At 67.0% G+C, this 18,401-nt stretch carries 13 protein-coding genes; 4 read left to right on the top strand and 9 right to left on the bottom strand.

The features are described 5' to 3' along the window. The first annotated feature begins 250 nt into the window (after positions 1-250). Together ACR652_RS04200 and ligA are read left to right on the top strand one after the other, a co-directional pair. Positions 251-3,121, top strand: a complete 2,871-nt coding sequence (locus tag ACR652_RS04200; RefSeq protein WP_434505267.1) for an EAL domain-containing protein — start codon at positions 251-253, stop codon at positions 3,119-3,121. A 260-nt stretch (positions 3,122-3,381) separates the two neighbouring features. Then, the gene (gene ligA / locus ACR652_RS04195) at positions 3,382-5,493 is read left to right on the top strand and encodes an NAD-dependent DNA ligase LigA (protein ID WP_434505266.1); all 2,112 of its coding nucleotides are present in this window, start codon (positions 3,382-3,384) and stop codon (positions 5,491-5,493) included. Between the two features lie 64 nt (positions 5,494-5,557). Here the strand turns inward: ligA and ACR652_RS04190 are convergent, their stop codons facing one another. From ACR652_RS04190 to ACR652_RS04175, 4 genes are all read right to left on the bottom strand, one after another. Then, positions 5,558-6,205, bottom strand: a complete 648-nt coding sequence (locus ACR652_RS04190; protein WP_434505265.1) for a sterol desaturase family protein — start codon at positions 6,203-6,205, stop codon at positions 5,558-5,560. Positions 6,206-6,209: 4 nt separating this feature from the next. Continuing rightward, entirely contained in the window at positions 6,210-7,205 is a 996-nt protein-coding gene (locus tag ACR652_RS04185; protein ID WP_434505264.1) for a fatty acid desaturase, read from the bottom strand. Continuing rightward, on the bottom strand, positions 7,205-8,353 hold the full coding sequence (locus tag ACR652_RS04180) for a hypothetical protein (RefSeq protein WP_434505263.1): 1,149 nt from the start codon (positions 8,351-8,353) through the stop codon (positions 7,205-7,207). Before ACR652_RS04180 ends, ACR652_RS04185 begins: the two co-directional genes overlap by 1 nt. 73 nt (positions 8,354-8,426) lie before the next feature. Continuing rightward, on the bottom strand, positions 8,427-9,671 hold the full coding sequence (locus ACR652_RS04175; RefSeq protein ID WP_434505262.1) for an aminotransferase class I/II-fold pyridoxal phosphate-dependent enzyme: 1,245 nt from the start codon (positions 9,669-9,671) through the stop codon (positions 8,427-8,429). Positions 9,672-9,898: 227 nt separating this feature from the next. On the opposite strand from ACR652_RS04175, the gene ccmA reads away from it, so the two are divergent. After that, positions 9,899-10,567, top strand: coding sequence for a heme ABC exporter ATP-binding protein CcmA (gene ccmA, locus ACR652_RS04170; RefSeq protein WP_434505396.1), 669 nt, complete (start codon positions 9,899-9,901; stop codon positions 10,565-10,567). Then, positions 10,564-11,235 (top strand): heme exporter protein CcmB, encoded by a 672-nt coding sequence (ccmB, locus tag ACR652_RS04165; protein WP_434505261.1) that lies wholly within the window; start codon positions 10,564-10,566, stop codon positions 11,233-11,235. The genes ccmA and ccmB overlap by 4 nt, the downstream gene beginning before the upstream one ends. Positions 11,236-11,442: 207 nt before the next feature. Here the strand turns inward: ccmB and ACR652_RS04160 are convergent, their stop codons facing one another. The 5 genes from ACR652_RS04160 to purH all read right to left on the bottom strand — a co-directional run bounded on the left by ACR652_RS04160 (position 11,443) and on the right by purH (position 18,337). Continuing rightward, positions 11,443-12,240: an enoyl-CoA hydratase gene (locus tag ACR652_RS04160; protein WP_434505260.1), complete on the bottom strand. Its 798-nt coding sequence runs from the start codon at positions 12,238-12,240 to the stop codon at positions 11,443-11,445. Positions 12,241-12,308: 68 nt separating this feature from the next. Beyond that, entirely contained in the window at positions 12,309-14,708 is a 2,400-nt protein-coding gene (locus ACR652_RS04155) for a penicillin-binding protein 1A (RefSeq protein WP_434505259.1), read from the bottom strand. Positions 14,709-15,030: 322 nt separating this feature from the next. After that, complete coding sequence (locus tag ACR652_RS04150) at positions 15,031-16,299, bottom strand: N-acetylmuramoyl-L-alanine amidase (RefSeq protein WP_434505258.1); 1,269 nt, start codon at positions 16,297-16,299, stop codon at positions 15,031-15,033. A gap of 78 nt (positions 16,300-16,377) precedes the next feature. Next, positions 16,378-16,686, bottom strand: coding sequence for a cellulose-binding protein (locus ACR652_RS04145; protein WP_434505257.1), 309 nt, complete (start codon positions 16,684-16,686; stop codon positions 16,378-16,380). A 58-nt stretch (positions 16,687-16,744) separates the two neighbouring features. Beyond that, positions 16,745-18,337: a bifunctional phosphoribosylaminoimidazolecarboxamide formyltransferase/IMP cyclohydrolase gene (purH, locus tag ACR652_RS04140; RefSeq protein ID WP_434505256.1), complete on the bottom strand. Its 1,593-nt coding sequence runs from the start codon at positions 18,335-18,337 to the stop codon at positions 16,745-16,747. Positions 18,338-18,401 lie beyond the last annotated feature (64 nt).

The following is an 18,401-nucleotide window of genomic DNA, read 5'->3' as shown; positions in this document are numbered from 1 at the left end:
ATTTTGCCTCGAGTTGAATCGGCTTGCAGAACAGGCCGGGAAGCTCTAGTGATCTAGAGCGCCGCTCGCCCGGCGTCGCGCCTGATGGGCAGGGTTTCGCCTGAATAACCAAGGAGTTCCGGTTCCGGGCCCGCCTTGGGCTTACTTTTTGCCCCGCGATCGTCGCGCCCTGGCCGCGATCAGACAATAGAGAACAGCCGCTCGACCGAGAAGAGCGCTCGCCGTTTGGGCCCGCAGCCGAGAAGAGAATGTGCGTCTCCTGAAGCTTCTGATCGCCCTTTTCGCCCTTCTGGTCTCGACGACCGCGGCGCTTTCCGTGGAGTCGGTGCGCGTGCCGCAGGGCGCCCGGGCGATCGATCTGACCCATGTCGTCGAAAACCACTCGTCCCAGAGCGACAGGCTGCAGGTCTCCACGGCGCCGGGGTCGGACGGCATTGTGCGGCGCATCGAAGTCGGCGCCCGCGAGGCCGGCAGCCGCCCGAACTGGATCGTCTTCGCGCTCACCAACGACACCGACGAACAGATCGAGCGTCTGCTCGTCGCCCCGCATTTCCGGCTCCAGGGCTCGGGCGTGATCTGGCCCGATCTCGGCTCCACCCGCATCTCGGCCATCACCGCCAGCCAGGGCTTTCCGCCCGAGGCGGAGGATTCCGCCGACGCCGACGTCTTCCGCCTCACCCTCGATCCCGGCACGACCGTCACCTATGTCGCCGAGCTGCGCACGCCGAACCTCCCCCAGCTCTATCTGTGGGAGCCGGAGGCCTACAAGGACAAGGTGACGAGCCTGACCCTCTACAAGGGCATCGTCATCGGCATCGCCGGCCTGCTGGCGCTGTTCCTCACCATCGTCTTCGTGGTCAAGGGGGCGGTGATCTTCCCCGCCGCCGCCGCCCTGGCCTGGGCGGTGCTCGCCTATGTCTGCATCGACTTCGGCTTCTGGGACAAGATCTTCGGCTCGGACGCCAATACCGACCGCATCTGGCGCGCGGGGGCCGAGACCGTTCTGTCGGCGACGCTGGTCGTCTTCCTCTTCGCCTATCTCAATCTCAACCGCTGGCATGTGCGCGCCTGGCATGTGGCGGCGCTGTGGCTGTTCATTCTGGCCGATCTGATCGGCCTCGCCATGTTCGACGCCCCGGTGGCGGCGGGCGTCGCTCGCATCTCGCTCGCGACCATCGCGGTCGTGGGCTTCGTGCTGGTGCTCTATCTCGCCTCGCACGGCTTCGAGCGGGCGATCATGCTGATCCCCACCTGGTTCCTGCTGGTCGTCTGGGTGGCGACGGCGGGCTTCGCGGTGGCGGGCTGGATGACGAACGATCTCGTCTCGCCGGCGCTGGTCGGCGGCCTGGTGCTCATCGTCATGCTGATCGGCTTTACCGTGATGCAGAACGCCTTTGCGACGGGCGGCCTGTCACATGGGGCGATCAGCGACGTGGAGCGCAAGGCGCTGGCCATGACCGGCGCCAATGAGATCGTTTTCGACTGGGACGTTCCGGCCGACCATATCTATGTGAGCCCGGAGGCGGAGGCGGCGCTGGGACTCGATCGCGGCGGGCTGGAGGGCGCGGCCTCCTCCTGGCTCGACCTGCTTCATCCCTTCGAGCAGGACCGCTACCGCGCCTGTCTCGACGCGCTGCTCGAGCAGCGCCGGGGCCGGATCAATCAGGAGTTCCGCCTGCGCGGCGCGGATGGGCATTACCTCTGCTACCGGCTTCGGGCGCGGCCTGTGGTGGGGCCGGACGGCGAGGTGATCCGCGTCGTCGGCACGCTCACCGACGTCACCGACGAGCGCAACGCGCAGGAGCGGCTGCTGCATGACGCCGTCCACGACAATCTGACCGGCCTGCCGAACCGGGAGCTGTTCTTCGACCGGCTGGAGGCGGCTCTGGTGTTCGCGCGCACGGAAAAGGACGTGCGCCCGACCGTGCTCGTCATCGACATCGACCGCTTCAAGCAGATCAACGAGCAGGTCGGCATCGCCATGGGCGACAGCATTCTGCTCACGGTGGCGCACCGCCTCACCCGCCTCCTGCAGCCGCAGGACACGCTGGCGCGGCTCAACGGCGACACCTTCGCGATCATTCTTGTTTCCGAAACGCATCCCGATCACGTGATCTCGCTGGCGGATTCCGTGCGCCGCTCGCTGGCGACGCCCGTACGCTTCACCGACCGGGAAATCGCGCTCTTCGCCTCCATCGGCATCGCGCTCCACGACCAGCAGATGCACCCCGGCGCGACCGACATGCTGGAGGACGCCGAAATCGCCATGCGTTTCGCCAAGCGCACCGGCGGCAACCGCATCGAGGTCTTCCGTCCCTCCATGCGCGTGCAGCGCTCCGACCGGGTGACGCTGGAGGCGGACATGCGCCGGGCGCTGGAGCGCGGCGAGGTGAAGGTCTTCTTCCAGCCGATCGTGCGGCTGGAGGATCGCACCATCGCCGGCTTCGAGTCGCTGCTGCGCTGGGATCACCCGCGTCTCGGCCGTCTGGAGCCGGCGCAGTTCATGCCGGTCGCCGAGCAGACGGGGCTCGTCATCGATTTCGGCCTGCTGGCGCTGGAGCGCACCGCCCGCGAACTCGCCGCCTGGCAGCGGGCGCTCGCCGTCGATCCGCCGATCTTCGCCTCGGTCAATGTCTCGTCGCGGCAATTGCTGCGGCATGATCTGCTGCGCGACGTGAAGAGCGTGCTGCTGCGCCACAATGTCACCAAGGGCAGCCTCAAGCTGGAGCTGTCCGAGGGGCTGGTGATGGAGAACCCGGAATATGCGGCGCAGATGCTGGCGCGCGTGAAGGAGCTCGGCGCCGGCCTCGTGATCGACAATTTCGGCACGGGCTATTCCTCGCTCGCCTATCTCCAGCGCTTCCCCTTCGACACGATCAAGATCGACCGCGCTTTCGTGAAGCAGAGCGGCAAGGGCGCGCGCCCGGTGATCCTGCGCTCGCTGATCGCTTTGGCCCAGGACCTCGGCATGGACGTCGTCGCCGAGGGCGCCGAGACGGAGGCCGACGCCATCGAGCTCTATCAGCTCGGTTGCAGCTATGCGCAGGGCTACGCCTTCGGCCGGCCGATCAGCGCGCAGGAAGCCCGCAGACTCGTCGGAGCCGCGCCAGAGGCCGCCTGAGGTCTCGCGGAGACAGGCGGAACGCGATAGGCTGCGCGCCTCGCTTTCTTTGTGTCGTCACTTGCGAGACAAGCCGATCGGAAGGTCATGGACGCGGCCTTGCCCCTCACCCTGACCCTCTCCCCGCAAGCGGGGAGAGGGAATGAACCGCTTCCCCCTCTCCCCGCGCGCGGGGAGAGGGCTGGGGTGAGGGGCAAGCCGCCGCAGGCTTTCGAGATTGCGCTTGCTCTCTCCATGACGGCTCGGGCCTTCCTTGTCGCATGACCAAAAGATCCAAAACCCTCCCTCTTGAAGACCTGTCGCCCGCCGACGCCCGCGCCGAACATGCACGGCTCGGCGAGGAGATCGCCAGCCACGACCGTCGCTATTATCAGGACGACGCGCCCGTCATCTCAGACGCGGACTACGACGCCCTGCGCCGCCGCTACGAGGCGCTGGAAAAGTCCTTCCCCGAACTGGCGACGCCTGAGTCGCTCACCAAAAAGGTCGGGGCCAAGCCCAGCGAGAAATTCGCCAAGGTCAGGCACGCCGTGCCGATGCTCTCGCTCGGCAACGTCTTTGACGAGGAGGAGGTCGAGGATTTCGTCGGCCGCGTGCGCCGGTTTCTGGGACTCTCCGAAAGCGTGGTTGTCGCCTGCACCGCCGAACCGAAAATCGACGGCCTCTCCTGTTCGCTGCGCTATGAGAGGGGCCGGCTCGCGCAGGCGGCGACGCGCGGCGACGGGTTCGAGGGCGAGGACGTCACCGCCAACATCCGCACGCTGAAGGAAGTTCCGCAAAGGCTGCACGACGGCGCGCCCGACGTGCTCGAGGTGCGCGGCGAAGTCTATATGACCCACGCCGATTTCGCCGCGCTCAACCTGCGCCAGCAGGAGGCGGGCAAGCCGGTCTTCGCCAATCCGCGCAACGCCGCCGCCGGCTCGCTGCGCCAGCTCGATCCGTCGATCACGGCGTCGCGGCCGCTGCATTTCTTCGCCTATGGCTGGGGCGAGGTCAGCGCCTTGCCCGCGAAAACGCAATGGGGCGTGCTGGAGGCGTTCAGGGCCTATGGGCTCAAGGTAAATCCGCGCACGAAGCTCTGCGCGAGCGTCGCGGAGATGCTCGCGCATTATCACGCCATCGAGGCCGACCGCGCGACGCTGGGCTATGACATCGACGGCGTCGTCTACAAGGTGGACGACATCGCCCTTCAGGAGCGGCTGGGCTTCGTCTCGCGCGCGCCGCGCTGGGCGGTGGCGCATAAATTCCCCGCCGAACGCGCGACGACCATATTGCGCGACATCGAGATTCAGGTCGGCCGCACCGGGGCGCTGACGCCGGTGGCGCGGCTGGAGCCGGTGACGGTCGGCGGCGTCGTGGTCTCCAACGCCACCCTGCACAACGAAGACGAGATCGCGCGCAAGGACATTCGCATCGGCGACACGGTCGTGGTGCAGCGGGCGGGCGACGTCATTCCGCAGGTCGTGGAGGTCGTGGCCGGGAAGCGGCCCGCCCACGCGAAGCCCTATTCGTTCCCGCATGTCTGCCCGGTCTGCGGCTCGGCGGCGCTGCGCGAGATCGACGAGAAGACCGGCGAAGCCGATGTCGTGCGCCGCTGCACCGGCTCGCTCATCTGCCCGGCGCAGGCGGTGGAGCGGCTGAAGCATTTCGCCTCGCGCAACGCCCTCGACATCGAGGGGCTTGGCGATAAGCAGATCGAATATTTCTACGAACAGGGCCTGATCCGCACCCCCTCGGATATTTTCACGCTCGAGGAACGCGACCGCAAGAGCCTGACAAAGATCAAGAACCGCGAGGGTTTCGGGGAAACCTCGACGCGCAATCTCTTCGCGGCGATCGAGGCGCGGCGGGTCATCGCGATCAACCGTTTCCTGTTCGCGCTCGGCATTCGCCATATCGGAGAGACCAACGCCCGCCGCCTCGCCCGCCATTTCGGTGATTTCGAGCAATTGCGCGAGACCGCGCGCGAGGCTGCGCCGGGCACGGAAGCGCGCGCGCGCATCGACTGCATCGACGGGATCGGCCCGGCGGTCGCCGAGGCGCTGCATGATTTCTTCGCCGAGCCGCACAATGAGAAGGAACTCGACGCGCTTCTGGCGCAGGTCACCCTGGAGCCCATGCCCGAGATCGCGTCAACTTCGCCAGTCGCCGGCAAGACTGTCGTCTTCACGGGTTCGCTGGAGCGTCTGACACGCGACGAAGCCAAGGCGCAGGCCGATCGGTTCGGCGCGAAAGTGGCCGCGTCTGTCTCGAAGAAGACCGACCTTGTGGTGGCCGGTCCCGGCGCCGGCTCGAAGCTCGCCAAGGCGCAGGAGCTCGGAATCGAGGTGATCAGCGAAGACGAGTGGTTCAGGCGAACCGGGCAGGGATAGCCCTGCCCCCTCGGGCGCGGCGCATTGGGCGAAAAAAAAGCCCGGCGCGGGGCCGGGCCTCTGATCACACCGCCCTGGAGCCGGGCGTCTCGCCCTTCTGATAGGCCGTGCCGAACACGTAATCCCACCAGATGGCGTGCACGCCAAAGCCCTTCTCGGCGTCGCGGAAGTGGTGGAGCATGTGCAGGCGCTTCACCAGCTTGCCCAGCTCGGAGGTCGGCTGGCCGTGATGGGTCCAGTAATGCACGCAATCGTAAATGACATAGCCCGCCATGAAACCCGCCAGCACCGGCCAGGCGAAGCTCGCGCCGAAGATCAGCCGGATGATGCTCAGCGCGATCAGCATGATCGGACCCGAGAGCAGCGGCGGCATGACGAGCCGCAGCGGATCGTTGGGGTAGATGTGATGCACGCCGTGGATCAGGAACTGGAAGCGCGGCCCAAGTCCGAACGGCAGCGGAAACACCGTGTGGAACAGATAGCGGTGGCCGAAATATTCGGTCAGCGTCCAGGCGAGATAGCCGATCACGAGGCCGAGCAGCGCCAGCGCCGCGCCGTTGAGGGACAGCGAATAGAAGATGAGCCCCAGAATGATCGGCGTATAGACGATCACCGGCGTGAGATGATGCACGCGCGACATCTTATCGAGAAGATCGCTCTCGAAGAGGCGCGGCGAGGCGTCGAGCGTTTCGGTTCTGCTTTCCTGCGTCATGTCCCTACTCCGCCGCCGCCGCGACAGGCGCGCCTTTGCCGGCCGCCTGCACGACATTCTCCGAACGCGTCCCCAGCGACCAGGTGGGATCGAACACGAATGTGACGAGCAGCGCCAGCCAGGAGCGGTGGCAGCGCAGATCATCGTAGAACTCCGGCGCCATGGCCTTCAGTTGCGGCAGCCGGGACCACGGAATTTCGTGAAAGTCGTGATGCTCGTTGTGATAGCCGATGTTGAGCGCCACCGTGTTGAGCGGCCCGTAATAATCGAAGGTGCCCTGATCGGGTCCGAAGGCGAAATGCTCCTGAAGCCAGCGCGCGCTCAGCGGATGCAGCCCCCCCACCGAAAACCAGAAGGAGAAGAAGAGATACAGCAGCGCGTTGGGGCCGAAGGCCCAGAGCATGAAGAGATCGAAGGCGATGATGACGGCGATGTTGATATAGGTCCATTTGCCCATGATCGGCACGGTCCCCTTCAGCCGCGCCAGACGCGCAAGCTGGATCGCGGGGAAGCCGAAGAGCCAGGCCGCCTTGCGCCACGTGCTGTTGCCGACCCACTCGACTTCCCACTCGCTCGGAATATCGGCGTCGTAATCATAGGCCGAGAGATGCGAATGGTGCTTGATGTGATAGCAGCGAAAGCCCATCGCGGTCGGGAAGGCGTTGGGCAGGTCCGCCAGAATCGCCGTCCATTTGTTGGCCAGCGGATTCTCGAACACGCAATTGTGAATCGCGTCATGAATGATGACGAAATTGGCGTGGTTGGCGAAGGCGCCCACGCAAATGGCGAGGAGCAGCGACAGCCACCAGTAAGAGAGCCCGAGCCAGCCGAGCCAGGCGGCGATCAGAAACTGCCCGACAAAAATCCCCGCCGTGATCTTGAAGGTGACGGGGTCTTTCCCGAACAGCTCGCGCACCTGCGGATATTTTTCGAGGATTTGCTGGCGCCGCTCGACATGCGAGCGGTCGGCGCCCTGGGCGGTGACCGAAATGCCGTTCATCACGATGCTCCGAGATGCTTTTCGTAAATGCGGTGAATCTTGTCGACCTGCCCGCCGAACATTTCGATCGGCCGGCGCATGGCGATATTGTCTTCCAGCACCCAGCCTGCTTCGAGATGCTTGACCGAGGCGGAGGCGCCGCGCCGGCGCATTTCCTCGATCATGCCGAGCAGCACCGCGCCGCCCGTGGCGCTGTTCTGGAGCGCCTTGCGCGTGCCGAGCAGCACGATGCGCGCCGCGTCGAACTTGTGATTGCGCATGCGCGAGATGAGCTTCGGCAGGCCGAAGGGGAACAGGCGCCCGTCGAAATCGGAGACGATCTCGAAGAGGTTCGGCAGCGCGATCACGAAGGACACCGGCTTGCCGTCGAGCTCGGCGACCACGCCGAACTCGGGCGGCATGACGAGTTTCAGCGCATCGGCGGTGGAGTCGAACTCGGCCTTGGTGAAGGGCACGAAGCCCCAGTTGTCGCGCCAGCCGTCGTTGAACAGATCCTCCATCAGCGCCGTCTCGCCGGTCTTCAGCGTCGCCATGTCGAGCTGGCGCAGCTTGAGGCGCGCCTGCCATTCCGTGCGGCTGGTGATTCGCGGCTTCTCGCCGAGCAGCCCCGAATCGATGGCGAAGCGGTAGGAGATGAGGTCCTTCGCCTTGCCATAGCCGAGCGCCTCGAGATGGCGCGACAGATAGGGCGGATGCCAGGGCATGAAGATCATCGGCGTCGCCGTGAAGCCCTCGACCAGCATGCCGCATTCGCCGTTGATCGTCGGCGAGAAGGGGCCATTGATTCGCGTCGCGCCCTTGGCCTTCAGCCACTCCTCGGCGGCCTGCGTCAGCGCCCGCACCACCTCGATGTCGTCGACGGCGTCGAGCGCGCCGAACTGCGCCGGGCTCGCGCCGACGGGGGTGACGCCCGGCTTGTAGACATGGGCGGAAATGCGCCCAACCCATTCCCCGTCCCGGCGGGCGAGAAATTTCTGGTCCTCGACCAGCTTGTAATGCGGATTGAGCAGATGGGCGAAGAGGGTCCAGCGCTCGACGTCGAGCGGCGGCGCGAAGCCCGGCGCGCCCTTGTAGAGAAGGCGCGGCAGTTTGCAAAAGGTCGTAAAACGCGAGAGGCCTTCGACCGGTACGACTTCGATTCGCGCCATGTCCTAAATTCCTATTCTGCAAATGAGACGCGCGGAAAGCGTCACAGTGACGCGGCCGCGCGTGGGAAGATGATCAGGCCGCCGCGCCCGACATGGCCGCCGCGACGATGCGCTGGGCCTCCTCGGACACCGGCGGAATCTCGCGCAGCGCCGCGACGACGCCGCGGATTTCCGCCTCGGTGTGATTGGCGGAGAAGAAGAAGCGCAGGCGCGGCCCGTCCTTGGGCACGCCGATGCGCACCACCGGCGGCACGTAATAGCCTTTTTCAAGCAGGTGGCGCGCCGCCCACATGGTTTCGAGATCGCTCTCGAAGAGGATCGGCACCACGCCGCGCCCGATGGCGGGGCCGGTCGAGAAGCCGTTCTCATGCGCGACCTGACGGAACAGCTCGGCGTTTTTCGCGAGCTTGTCGATGCGCCAGGTCTCCTCCTGCATGAGCTGCAGGGCGGTGCGCGCCGCCGCCAGCACCACGGGCGAGAAGCCCACGCTATAGACGAAACCGGGCAGCGTGAAGCGGAACCACTCGATCACTTCCTTGCGCGCGCAGATATAGCCGCCGCAGGAGGCCAGGCTCTTTGACAGCGTGCCGACGATCAGGTCGATGCGCTGCGGATCGACGCCCTGATGCTCGGCCAGGCCGCGGCCGGTCTCGCCGAGCACGCCCAGCGAATGAGCTTCGTCGACCATCAGCCAGATCTTGTGCTTGTCCTTGATGTCCAGAAGGCGCGGCAGATCGGCCGTGTCGCCGTCCATGCTGTAGACGCCTTCGACCACGACGAGGACATTGCGATACTCCTCGCGATGCCGCGCCAGGAGATGCTCCAGATGGTCCATGTCGTTGTGGCGGAACTTCACCACATGGGCCGGGGCGCCCTCGGCGCCGTAGACGATGCTGTTGTGGGCCAGTTCGTCGATGAAGATGGCGTCGCGCTTGCCGTTCATCAGATAGGCGATGGTCGTCACATTGGCGAGATAGCCGGAGACGAGCGCCAGCGCGCTCTCCATGCCGATGAATCGGGCGATTTCCGCCTCGAACTGCTTGTGCGTGGTGCGCTCGCCGCCCACGAGCCGCGAGGCCAGCGCGCCGATGCCCAGATTGTCGACCTCGCGCTTGGCCTCCTCGCGGATGCGCGGATGGTTGGCGAGGCCGAGATAATCGTAGTTCGCGAAGCTGACGAAATGTGTTCCCTGCGCCTCGAACTCCGTTTTCAGCTTGTCGATCTGGGCGAAGAACGGGTTGTTGAATTCGAGGAGGGCGTTGCCGGCGAGGCGGAATCGCCGCGACGCATAATCCGGGAGGCTTCTGTGTCTCGTCACTGAATTCTCAGTCCCTGAATGGTCTGGCGCGCGGCGCGCACTGTTTCACGAAGAATCTGTGCGCGCCTCTGCCGGCGCCCGAAGATTGATCGCGTCCCTTATCACCGAAAGGCCCCCGTGCGCCAGTGCGCCTGTGGGGCGCGCAAGAGGGTCGCTTGCGGCCCGTCGCGCCGCAGGCGGCCGGGGCCTATGGCGCTTTGACGCGGCTTTCTCTATTGGCAGTGCGCATGGAGACCAGCCCGCACCGCCCCCATGCCGATCTGCGCGCCGCCTTGCGGCTGAGCGTCGACGCGCTTGCCGTCGCGCGCGGCGGCCGGCCCGTGCTGACCGGCGTCAGCTTCACCCTGCGCGGCGGGGAGGCGCTGGTGGTGACCGGGCGCAATGGCGTCGGCAAATCCACCCTGCTGCGCGCGATGGCCGGGCTGCTGCCGCGCGCCGGCGGGAGCGTGACGCTCGAGGGCGCGCCAGACCTCCCGGACCTCGCCCAGGCGGCCCATTACCTCGCCCACGCCGACGGCATGAAAGCGGCGCTGACTGTCGAGGAAAACCTCGCCTTCTGGGCCGCCTGGCTCGGCCAGGCGGAGGCGGAGGACCGGCGCAGCCGCCCGGTCGCCGACGCCCTCGCCGTGGTCGGCCTCGGCCACGCCCTCAGGGCGCCCTTTGGCGCACTCTCGGCCGGACAGAAGCGGCGCGCGGCGCTGGCGCGGCTCCTGGTCGCCCATCGCCCCGTCTGGCTGCTCGACGAGCCGTTGACGGCGCTGGATCGCGCCTCGCGCGAAAAATTCGCGGCCGCCATGCGCGACCATTGCGCGCTGGGCGGCATGATCGTCGCCGCCACCCACGAGCCGCTCGGCCTCGAAGAGGCCGGCGAACTGGCGCTGGGGGCCCCGCAATGAACACGCCGCTGTCGGCCCTTTTCCTGCGCGAATGGCGCATCGCCCGCCGCGTCGGCGGCTCGGGCGCCATGGGCGTGGTGTTCTTCCTCACGCTCGTCGCCATCGTGCCCTTCGCGGTCGGGCCGGACCCCAATCTCCTGTCCCGGATCGGCCCGGCGATCCTGTGGATCGCCGCGCTGCTGGCGAGCCTTCTCGCCTTCGACCGGCTGTTTCAGGCCGACGCCGAAGACGGCTCTCTCGATCTGCTGCATCTCGGCGACACGCCTCTGGAGCTGGCGGTGCTCACCAAATGCGCCGCCCATTGGGCCGCGACCGGCCTGCCGCTCATCGTCGCCGCCCCGTTTCTGGGGCTCATGCTGCAACAGGACGCGGCGGCGCTTGCCGGGGTGGTGGCGACGCTCCTCGTCGGAACGCCGGCCCTGACGCTGATCGGCGCCATCGGCGCCGCCGCCACGGTGACCGTGCGGCGCGGCGGATTGCTCATGGCGCTTCTGGTCCTGCCGCTGACGATCCCGGTTCTGATCTTCGGCGTCTCGGCCTCGGAGGCGGCGGCCGGCGGGACCGTGCCGTTCCTGTCGCCTTTCTCCATCCTTTGCGCCATCACTTTGACGGCGCTGGCGCTTTGTCCCTTCGCCGCGGCGGCGGCGCTGCGCAACCTCGGCGAGTAGACGCGCGCCATCCGCCGGCCAGGCCAAATTGGCCGCCTTGGGCCGTTGCAAAGGGGATGCGGCGTGCTACTGTAAACAGGTTAGCTTGTCCCGGGCGCTGGGGGGCGTCCGAAAGCGTTGACTGCCCTCACATATCGGCGCTTGTGCCCCTATGCGTGCGGACCCCCCGGCCAAAACATCCGGGCGCCGCCCCCCAAGGCTGGCGGCTCAGGGCGTCGGCCAGACCGCCGGGCGCTTGCCCAGGAAGGCGTCGATCCCCTCCACGGCGTCGGCCGCGAGCATATTCTCCACCATCACCCTGCTGGCAAGGACATAGGCGTCCGTCAGGTTCCGCTCGCGCTGGGCGTAAAAGGTCTGTTTGCCGAAGCTGATGGCCTGCGGCGATTTTTCGGCGATGAGGGCGGCGAGGGCGCGCGCGCCGGTCCGGGCGCCGTCCACGGAGACGCGGTTGACGAGGCCGATGCGCAGCGCCGCCCCGGCGTCGATCGGCGCGCCGGTCAGCAGCATTTCCATCGCATGTTTGGGCGCGACGGCGCGGGACAACGCCACGGCCGGAGTCGAGCAGAACAGGCCGATATCGACGCCCGGCGTGCAGAACCGCGCGCGCGGTCCGGCGACCGCCAGATCGCAGCTGGCGACGAGCTGGCAGCCGGCGGCGGTAGCCATTTCATCGACGGCGGCGATCACCGGCTTGTGGAGCGAGACGATCTTCTCCATCAGCGCCGAGCAGGCGCGCATGGTCTCGTCGAAGAAGGCCTCTCCACGGTCGGAGTCATTGCGCCGGGCGGTCAGCTCCTTCAGGTCGTGACCCGCGCAGAAGGCGGGACCCTCGGCCTGCAGGATGACGACGCGGGTCTCCTCCTGCGCGGCGATCACGTCCAGCGCCTCCGACAAGGCGGCGATCATCGACAGGGACAAAGCGTTGCGGCTCTTCGGCCGGCTCAGCGTGAGAGTGGCGACGTGATCGGCGGTTTCGATGTGAACGGGCGGGGCGGTGTCTGTCATCTTCGCCTTTCGGAAAAGGCTTCCAAACCAACGGCGGACGGAGCACGAGCTCCGTCCGCCGCCGTGATTCAGTAAAGGCCGCCGGTCCCGGTGCCGACGCGCTGATCGACGTCCTGCGTATTCACCTGGCGCGGGCCGTCGCCGCCGGAATAGGAGTCGGGCGGCGCCGTGCCGGGCTTGAACGGCCAGAGCTCGCCGCCGCTCGCCGTGCGCAGGCCCGAGCCCGGATTGACCGAGATGAGCTTGATGCCCGGCGGCACGCGGAACGGCGTGTCCGGCTTGTCTTTCAGCGCGACCATCATGAAGTCGCGGAAGATCGGCGCGGCGAAGAGCGCGGCCTGGGCGTGGCTGCCCATGGAGCGCGGCCGGTCGTAGCCGATATAGACGCCGACGCAGAGGTCCGGCGAATAGCCGACGAACCAGAGGTCCTTGGCCTCGTTGGTGGTGCCGGTCTTGCCCGCGAGATGTTTGCCGACGGCCTTGATCGAGACGCCCGTGCCGCGCTGGACCACATGCTCCATGATGGTGGTGATCTGATAGGCGGTGAGCGGATCGAGCACCTGCTCGCGCTTGTCGATCAGCTTGGGCTCGTTCTGATTGTCCCATTTGTCGGCGTCACAGCCGAGGCATTGGCGCTCGTCGTGGCGGAAGATGGTCTTGCCCCACCGGTCCTGCACGCGGTCGATGAGCGTCGGCTTGATGCGCTTGCCGCCATTAGCGAACATCGAATAGCCGGTGACCATCTTGAGCAGCGTGGTCTCGCCCGCCCCGAGCGACAGGGACAGATAGGGGCCCATGTCGTCATAGATGCCGAAGCGCTTGGCGTATTCGGCGATGAGCGGCATTCCGACGTCCTTGGCCAGACGCACGGTCATCATGTTCTTCGAATGCGCGACGCCGTAGTCGAGCGGATGCGCGCCGGTGCCGTGGCCGCCCTCGAAGTTTTCGGGCGTCCAGTAGCTGCCGTCCGCCTGCTGAATCGAAATCGGCTCGTCGAGGATGGAGGACGAGGGCGTGTAGCCGTTGTCGAGCGCCGTCGCATAGACGAAGGGCTTGAAGGACGAGCCCGGCTGGCGCAACGCCTGAGTCGCGCGGTTGAACTCCGATTGGTCGAAGGAGAAGCCGCCGACCATGGAGAAGACGCGGCCCGTATAGGGGTCCATCGCCACCATGGCGCCGGAGATTTCCGGAATCTGGCGCAGACGGTAGCGGCCGGGCTGGCCGGCCATGGGTTCGGCATAGACCACGTCGCCGACGGTGAGCGCGCTCTTCGGGCTGCGGCCCGTCCAGCGCATGCCCTCGGCGGTGAGCATGCCGGTCTCGCGCTCGCGCGCGACCTCGCCGGACGCCTCGCGGCCCGGTTGCAGGCCGAGGCGGGCGCCGGCGTCGTTCAGGTCGAGCACCACGGCGAGGCGCCACGGCTTGATGTCGCCGAGCGCGGGAATATTGGCGAGCGGCGCGCCCCAGTCCGAGGACACGTCGATGTGGTTGATCGGACCGCGGAAGCCATGCGCCTCGTCGAAGCGCACCAGGCCGTCGGCCAGCGCCTTGCGGGTCCAGGCCTGCATCTTCGGATCGAGCGTGGTGCGCACCGACAGGCCGCCCTCGTAGAGGCCCTTTTCCTTGTAGCGGTCGAGCAGCTCGCGGCGCACGTCCTCGGCGAAATAGCCGGCCACATAAGTGTTGGGCGATAGCGCGCGCGGGTTGACGCCCAGCGGCTCGGCCTTGGCCTTGGTCGCCTCCTCGTGCGTCACCACGCCATCGGCCTCCATGCGGTCGATGACATAGTTGCGGCGTTCGATGGCGCGCTCGCGATGCTGGAACGGATGGTAGTTGTTCGGCCCCTTCGGCAGCGCCGCCAGATAGGCGGCCTCCGCCAGCGTCAGCTCGTTGACCGACTTGTTGAAATAGTTGAGCGCGGCGGCGGCGACGCCATAATTGCCGAGCCCGAGATAGATCTCGTTGAGATAGAGCTCGAGAATGCGCTCCTTGGAATAGGCCGCCTCGATGCGGAAGGAGATGATCGCCTCGCGAACCTTGCGGTCGATGGAGCGCTCATTGCCGACGAGGAAGTTCTTGGCGACCTGCTGGGTGATGGTCGAGGCGCCCTGCACGTGGCGGCCGCCCTCGAGCAGCACGCCGACGGCGCGCAGCACGCCTTCCGGGTCCACGCCGTTGTGCGTGTAGAAATTCTTGTCTTCGGCCGAGATGAAGGCCTGCTTGACGAGCGGCGGAATGGCCGAGCCCGGCAGGAACAGGCGCCGCTCGCGCGAATATTCGGCGAGGATGGAGCCGTCGTTGGCGTGCAGGCGCGTCGTGACCGGGGGCTCGTAGTTCTGCAACGCCGCCGTGTCCGGGAGATCCTTGGAGTAGTAGTAGATCAGACCGGCGGCGCCGACGGCGCCGATCAGGAAGACGATCGCGCCGGTCGCGAAGACAAACCCCAGAAATCTTGCGAGAAGTCGCATCAAAATCTTCCTCTCAGCGGGCCGGTCGGGCCCTTGCCTGCCGCCCCTATATGGCGTCGGCCGCTCCCTTTTTCAGGGAGCTGTCGCCAGGCGGCGGGCCAGCCGCGCGCCGCTCCGCGTCACGCACATGGTCTCTCGTGTCTGGATTGGTGACGCGCAATAATGGCGAACGCCGTCCATTCTCAACGGGGCCGCCATGCTTTAGCATTGCACGCGCCCGCCAATCCAGTGGCTTCTGGCCCCCCGCCGCAAGCCGGCTCGCGCCGTGGTCCAGGACCCCCGTCCTGACTCCGGCCGTCTCCGAATGTCTAATTTTTGTGTTTTATTGTGGGCGCTGGGTCTTTTCCGGCGCCCGCGCCTCTCGCGACCTGGCGGTGAAAAAGGCGTCGATCGCCTCCGCCGTCTTGCCGGCGGCCTGATCGCGCCACTCCGACGACATGAGCCGCGCGAGGTCCTTCTCGCTCGACAGATAGCCAAGCTCGAGCAGCGCGGAGGGGATGTCGTAGGACTTCAGCACGACGAAGCCCGCCGAACGGGCGGGGTTCTTGTTGAGGCTGCCCGCCTCCTTCCAGCGCGCGATCAGCGCCTGCGAAAACTGCGCGCTGAAGGCGCGGGTTTCACGCTTGGTGAGGTCGTAGAGAATGTCTCCAACCTCCTCGACCGCCTCCTTGCTTTCGAGACCCGCGGCCTGATCGGCGAGATTCTCCTTCTCGGCGATGCGCGCGGCCTCCGCGTCGGACGCCTTGGCGGACACCGTATAGACCGTGGCGCCGGCCACATGGCCCTCGGCCAGCGTGTCGGCGTGGATCGAGAGAAACAGCGCGGCGTTGGCCGCATGGGCGATGCGCACCCGCTCGCTGAGCGGCAGGAACACGTCCTCGTTGCGGGTCAGCACCGCCTTCAGACGGCCGCCCTGCTCGATCTTCGCGGCCAGAGCGCGGGCGAATTCGAAGACGATCGCCTTCTCCTGCTCGCCATGCTTCCCGGTCGCGCCCATGTCGACGCCGCCGTGACCGGGGTCGATGACCACCACGGGCTTGTCGGAAGGCGACGCAGCAGGCGACGCAGGCGCGGCGGCGGGCTCGGGAGGCGCGACGGCCGCGTTTGTGGCGACGGCGGCGCTGAAACTGGCGTCGGACGTCGGCGCCAGCTCGATCTCGAGGAGGCCCCCCGCGCAGGCCGTCTTCACGATGCGGGCGGGGGCCAGAAGATCGACGACGACGCGGGAGCGGCCCGGCGCGAACTGGCCGTAGCGGTAGGATTTGATGAGCTTCGAACCTGCGGACGAACGCCCCTCCTTGGGGTCGATTCGAAACGCGACCTCCGGCAGGTCAACGATGACGCGCGGGGGATTGGCCGCCACATGCGCCTGCGGCGAAACCTCGCCGCCCGTCAGGGTGAACACCAGCCGCGAGCGGTCCGGGGTCGCTTCGACGCGGCTCGAGACGGCCGAGACCGGCTCGCCCGCGCAGGCGAGGCCGGCGCTGGACAGAACGGCGGCCGCGCTCAGAACCAGGCCCCGCCGGGCCTTTCTCCTGCTGGAAAACTTGTGCGTCATGCCGGGAAGCCCGCCGATGGGTGATCGCAACACATATATGCGATTCTCCCGGCCTGTCCCTTAACGCAAGGTTAAGCTCCACAGCTTGCCGGGCGGGCTCTCGCCTTCCCCTCAGCGTCCGTCGAAGATGCTGCCCGCCTCCGTGTACCAGGTCGGATCGTAGCCGCCTCTCTGCTGAATGAAATAATTGTCGTTGTTCTGCGCGTCCGGCTGAAGGTTGCCGGTCGCCGGATTGCCGGCGCCGTCGTCGAGCCAGTCCTTGTTCGTCTTCAGATTGGAGGGCAGCGGAACCGCATTGGGGTCCTGCGCCACGGCCCCCTGAGCCGCCGGCGCCTGCTTGCGCGCCTTCGCCAGCGCCTCCCCGGAAACGAGGCCCAGGGCAAGGGCGAGGCCCAGCGACAGATATAACGCGCGGCGCATGTCAGACTCCCCGAAAAACAAGCTTGGGGGCGACTCTAGAGAAGCGGAGCAGGCAAAGCTAGTGCCGGAAGTGCCGCACGCCGGTGAAGACCATGGCGAGTCCCTGTTCGTCGGCGGCGGCGATCACGTCCTTGTCGTTGATCGAGCCTCCCGGCTGGATCACCGCCGTGGCGCCCGCCGCCGCCGCCGCGAGGAGCCCGTCGGGGAAGGGGAAGAAGGCGTCCGAGGCCACGACCGAGCCCCTGGCGAGGCTTTCCGCCAGCCCGGCCGCCTGCGCCGCCTCGCCGGCCTTGTGGGCGGCGGTGCGCGAACTGTCGACGCGCGACATCTGCCCGGCGCCGATGCCGACGGTCGCCAGATCCTTCGCATAGACGATGGCGTTGGACTTCACATGCTTGACGACCCGATAGGCGAATTGCAGATCGGCGAGCTCCTGCGCCGTCGGGGCGCGCTGCGTCACGACTTTCAAGTCCATGTCGTCGACGACCGCATTGTCGCGGGACTGGGCCAGAAATCCGCCGGCGACGCTGCGAAAGGCGAGGCCCTTCGCGCGGGGGTCCGGGAGCCCCCCGGTCAACAGCAGCCGCAGATTCTTCTTGGCGGCGACGATCTCGATCGCCTCGTCGTCCGCCTCGGGCGCGATGATCACTTCGGTGAAGACCTTGACGATCTCGCGCGCCGCGTGCGCGTCGAGTCTGCGGTTCAGCGCGACGATCCCGCCGAAGGCCGACACAGGATCGCAGCGCAGCGCCTTGCGATAGGCGTCTTCCAGCGAGGCGCCCTCGGCGACCCCGCAAGGATTGGCGTGCTTGACGATGACGACCGCCGCCGTGCGCGCCGGGTCGAACTCGGCCACGCATTCGAAAGCGGCGTCGGTGTCGTTGACATTGTTGTAGGAGAGCTGCTTGCCCTGCGCCTGCCGCGCGGTGGCGACGCCGGGGCGCCTCTCTCCCGTCAGATAGAAGCCCGCCGACTGGTGCGGATTCTCGCCGTAGCGCATGGGCTCGGCGAGGCGGCCGCCGAAGGCGCGGACCGGCGGCGCGGCCTCGCCCTGCTCGACCGCCAGCCAGTTGGAGATCGCCGCGTCATAGGCCGCCGTGCGGGCGAAGGCCTTTTGCGCGAGGCGCCGGCGCGTGGCGAGCCGCGTCGCGCCGCCCGTCGCCGCCATCTCGTCGACGAGCGCGGCATAGTCGGACGGATCGACCACCACGGCCACGTCGTCGTGATTCTTGGAGGCGGCGCGGATCATGGCGGGGCCGCCAATGTCGATGTTCTCGACGCATTCCTCATAGGGCGCGCCCTTGGCCAGCGTCGCCTCGAAGGGATAGAGGTTGACGACGAGCAGATCGATCGGCCGGATATCGTGGGCGAGCATCGCGGCTTCGTGCTCGGGATTCTCGCGAATGGCGAGCAGGCCGCCATGCACCTTGGGATGCAGCGTCTTCAGCCGCCCGTCCATCATCTCCGGGAACTGCGTCAGATCGGAGATGTCGCGCACCGGCAGCCCGGCGTCCGCCAGCGCCTTGCGCGTGCCGCCGGTCGAGACCAGCTCCACGCCATGGCCGGCGAGCGCGCGCGCGAAGTCCACGAGCCCCGTCTTGTCGGAGACGGACAGGAGCGCCCGCGCGATTTTACGCTGATCCACCGGCATGATTGCTGATCCCTGTTTTTTGAAATTCGCGCCGCGCTTATCATACCTGAAGGAGCGGCGGAAC

The sequence above is a fragment of the Methylocystis sp. genome, from assembly GCF_051061225.1.
GTDB lineage: Bacteria > Pseudomonadota > Alphaproteobacteria > Rhizobiales > Beijerinckiaceae > Methylocystis.
The sequence above is the reverse complement of the archived record's forward strand: the minus strand, read 5'-3'. Positions and strand labels throughout refer to the sequence as shown.

Coding starts and splice junctions, on each gene's coding strand:
- ACR652_RS04185 (WP_434505264.1), bottom strand. CDS start 7,205: ATGAACGGCATTTCGGTCACCGCCCAGGGCGCCGACCGCTCGCATGTC.
- ligA (WP_434505266.1), top strand. CDS start 3,382: ATGACCAAAAGATCCAAAACCCTCCCTCTTGAAGACCTGTCGCCCGCC.
- ACR652_RS04160 (WP_434505260.1), bottom strand. CDS start 12,240: ATGACAGACACCGCCCCGCCCGTTCACATCGAAACCGCCGATCACGTC.
- ACR652_RS04145 (WP_434505257.1), bottom strand. CDS start 16,686: ATGCGCCGCGCGTTATATCTGTCGCTGGGCCTCGCCCTTGCCCTGGGC.
- ccmA (WP_434505396.1), top strand. CDS start 9,899: ATGGAGACCAGCCCGCACCGCCCCCATGCCGATCTGCGCGCCGCCTTG.
- ACR652_RS04180 (WP_434505263.1), bottom strand. CDS start 8,353: ATGGCGCGAATCGAAGTCGTACCGGTCGAAGGCCTCTCGCGTTTTACG.
- ccmB (WP_434505261.1), top strand. CDS start 10,564: ATGAACACGCCGCTGTCGGCCCTTTTCCTGCGCGAATGGCGCATCGCC.
- ACR652_RS04190 (WP_434505265.1), bottom strand. CDS start 6,205: ATGACGCAGGAAAGCAGAACCGAAACGCTCGACGCCTCGCCGCGCCTC.
- purH (WP_434505256.1), bottom strand. CDS start 18,337: ATGCCGGTGGATCAGCGTAAAATCGCGCGGGCGCTCCTGTCCGTCTCC.
- ACR652_RS04155 (WP_434505259.1), bottom strand. CDS start 14,708: ATGCGACTTCTCGCAAGATTTCTGGGGTTTGTCTTCGCGACCGGCGCG.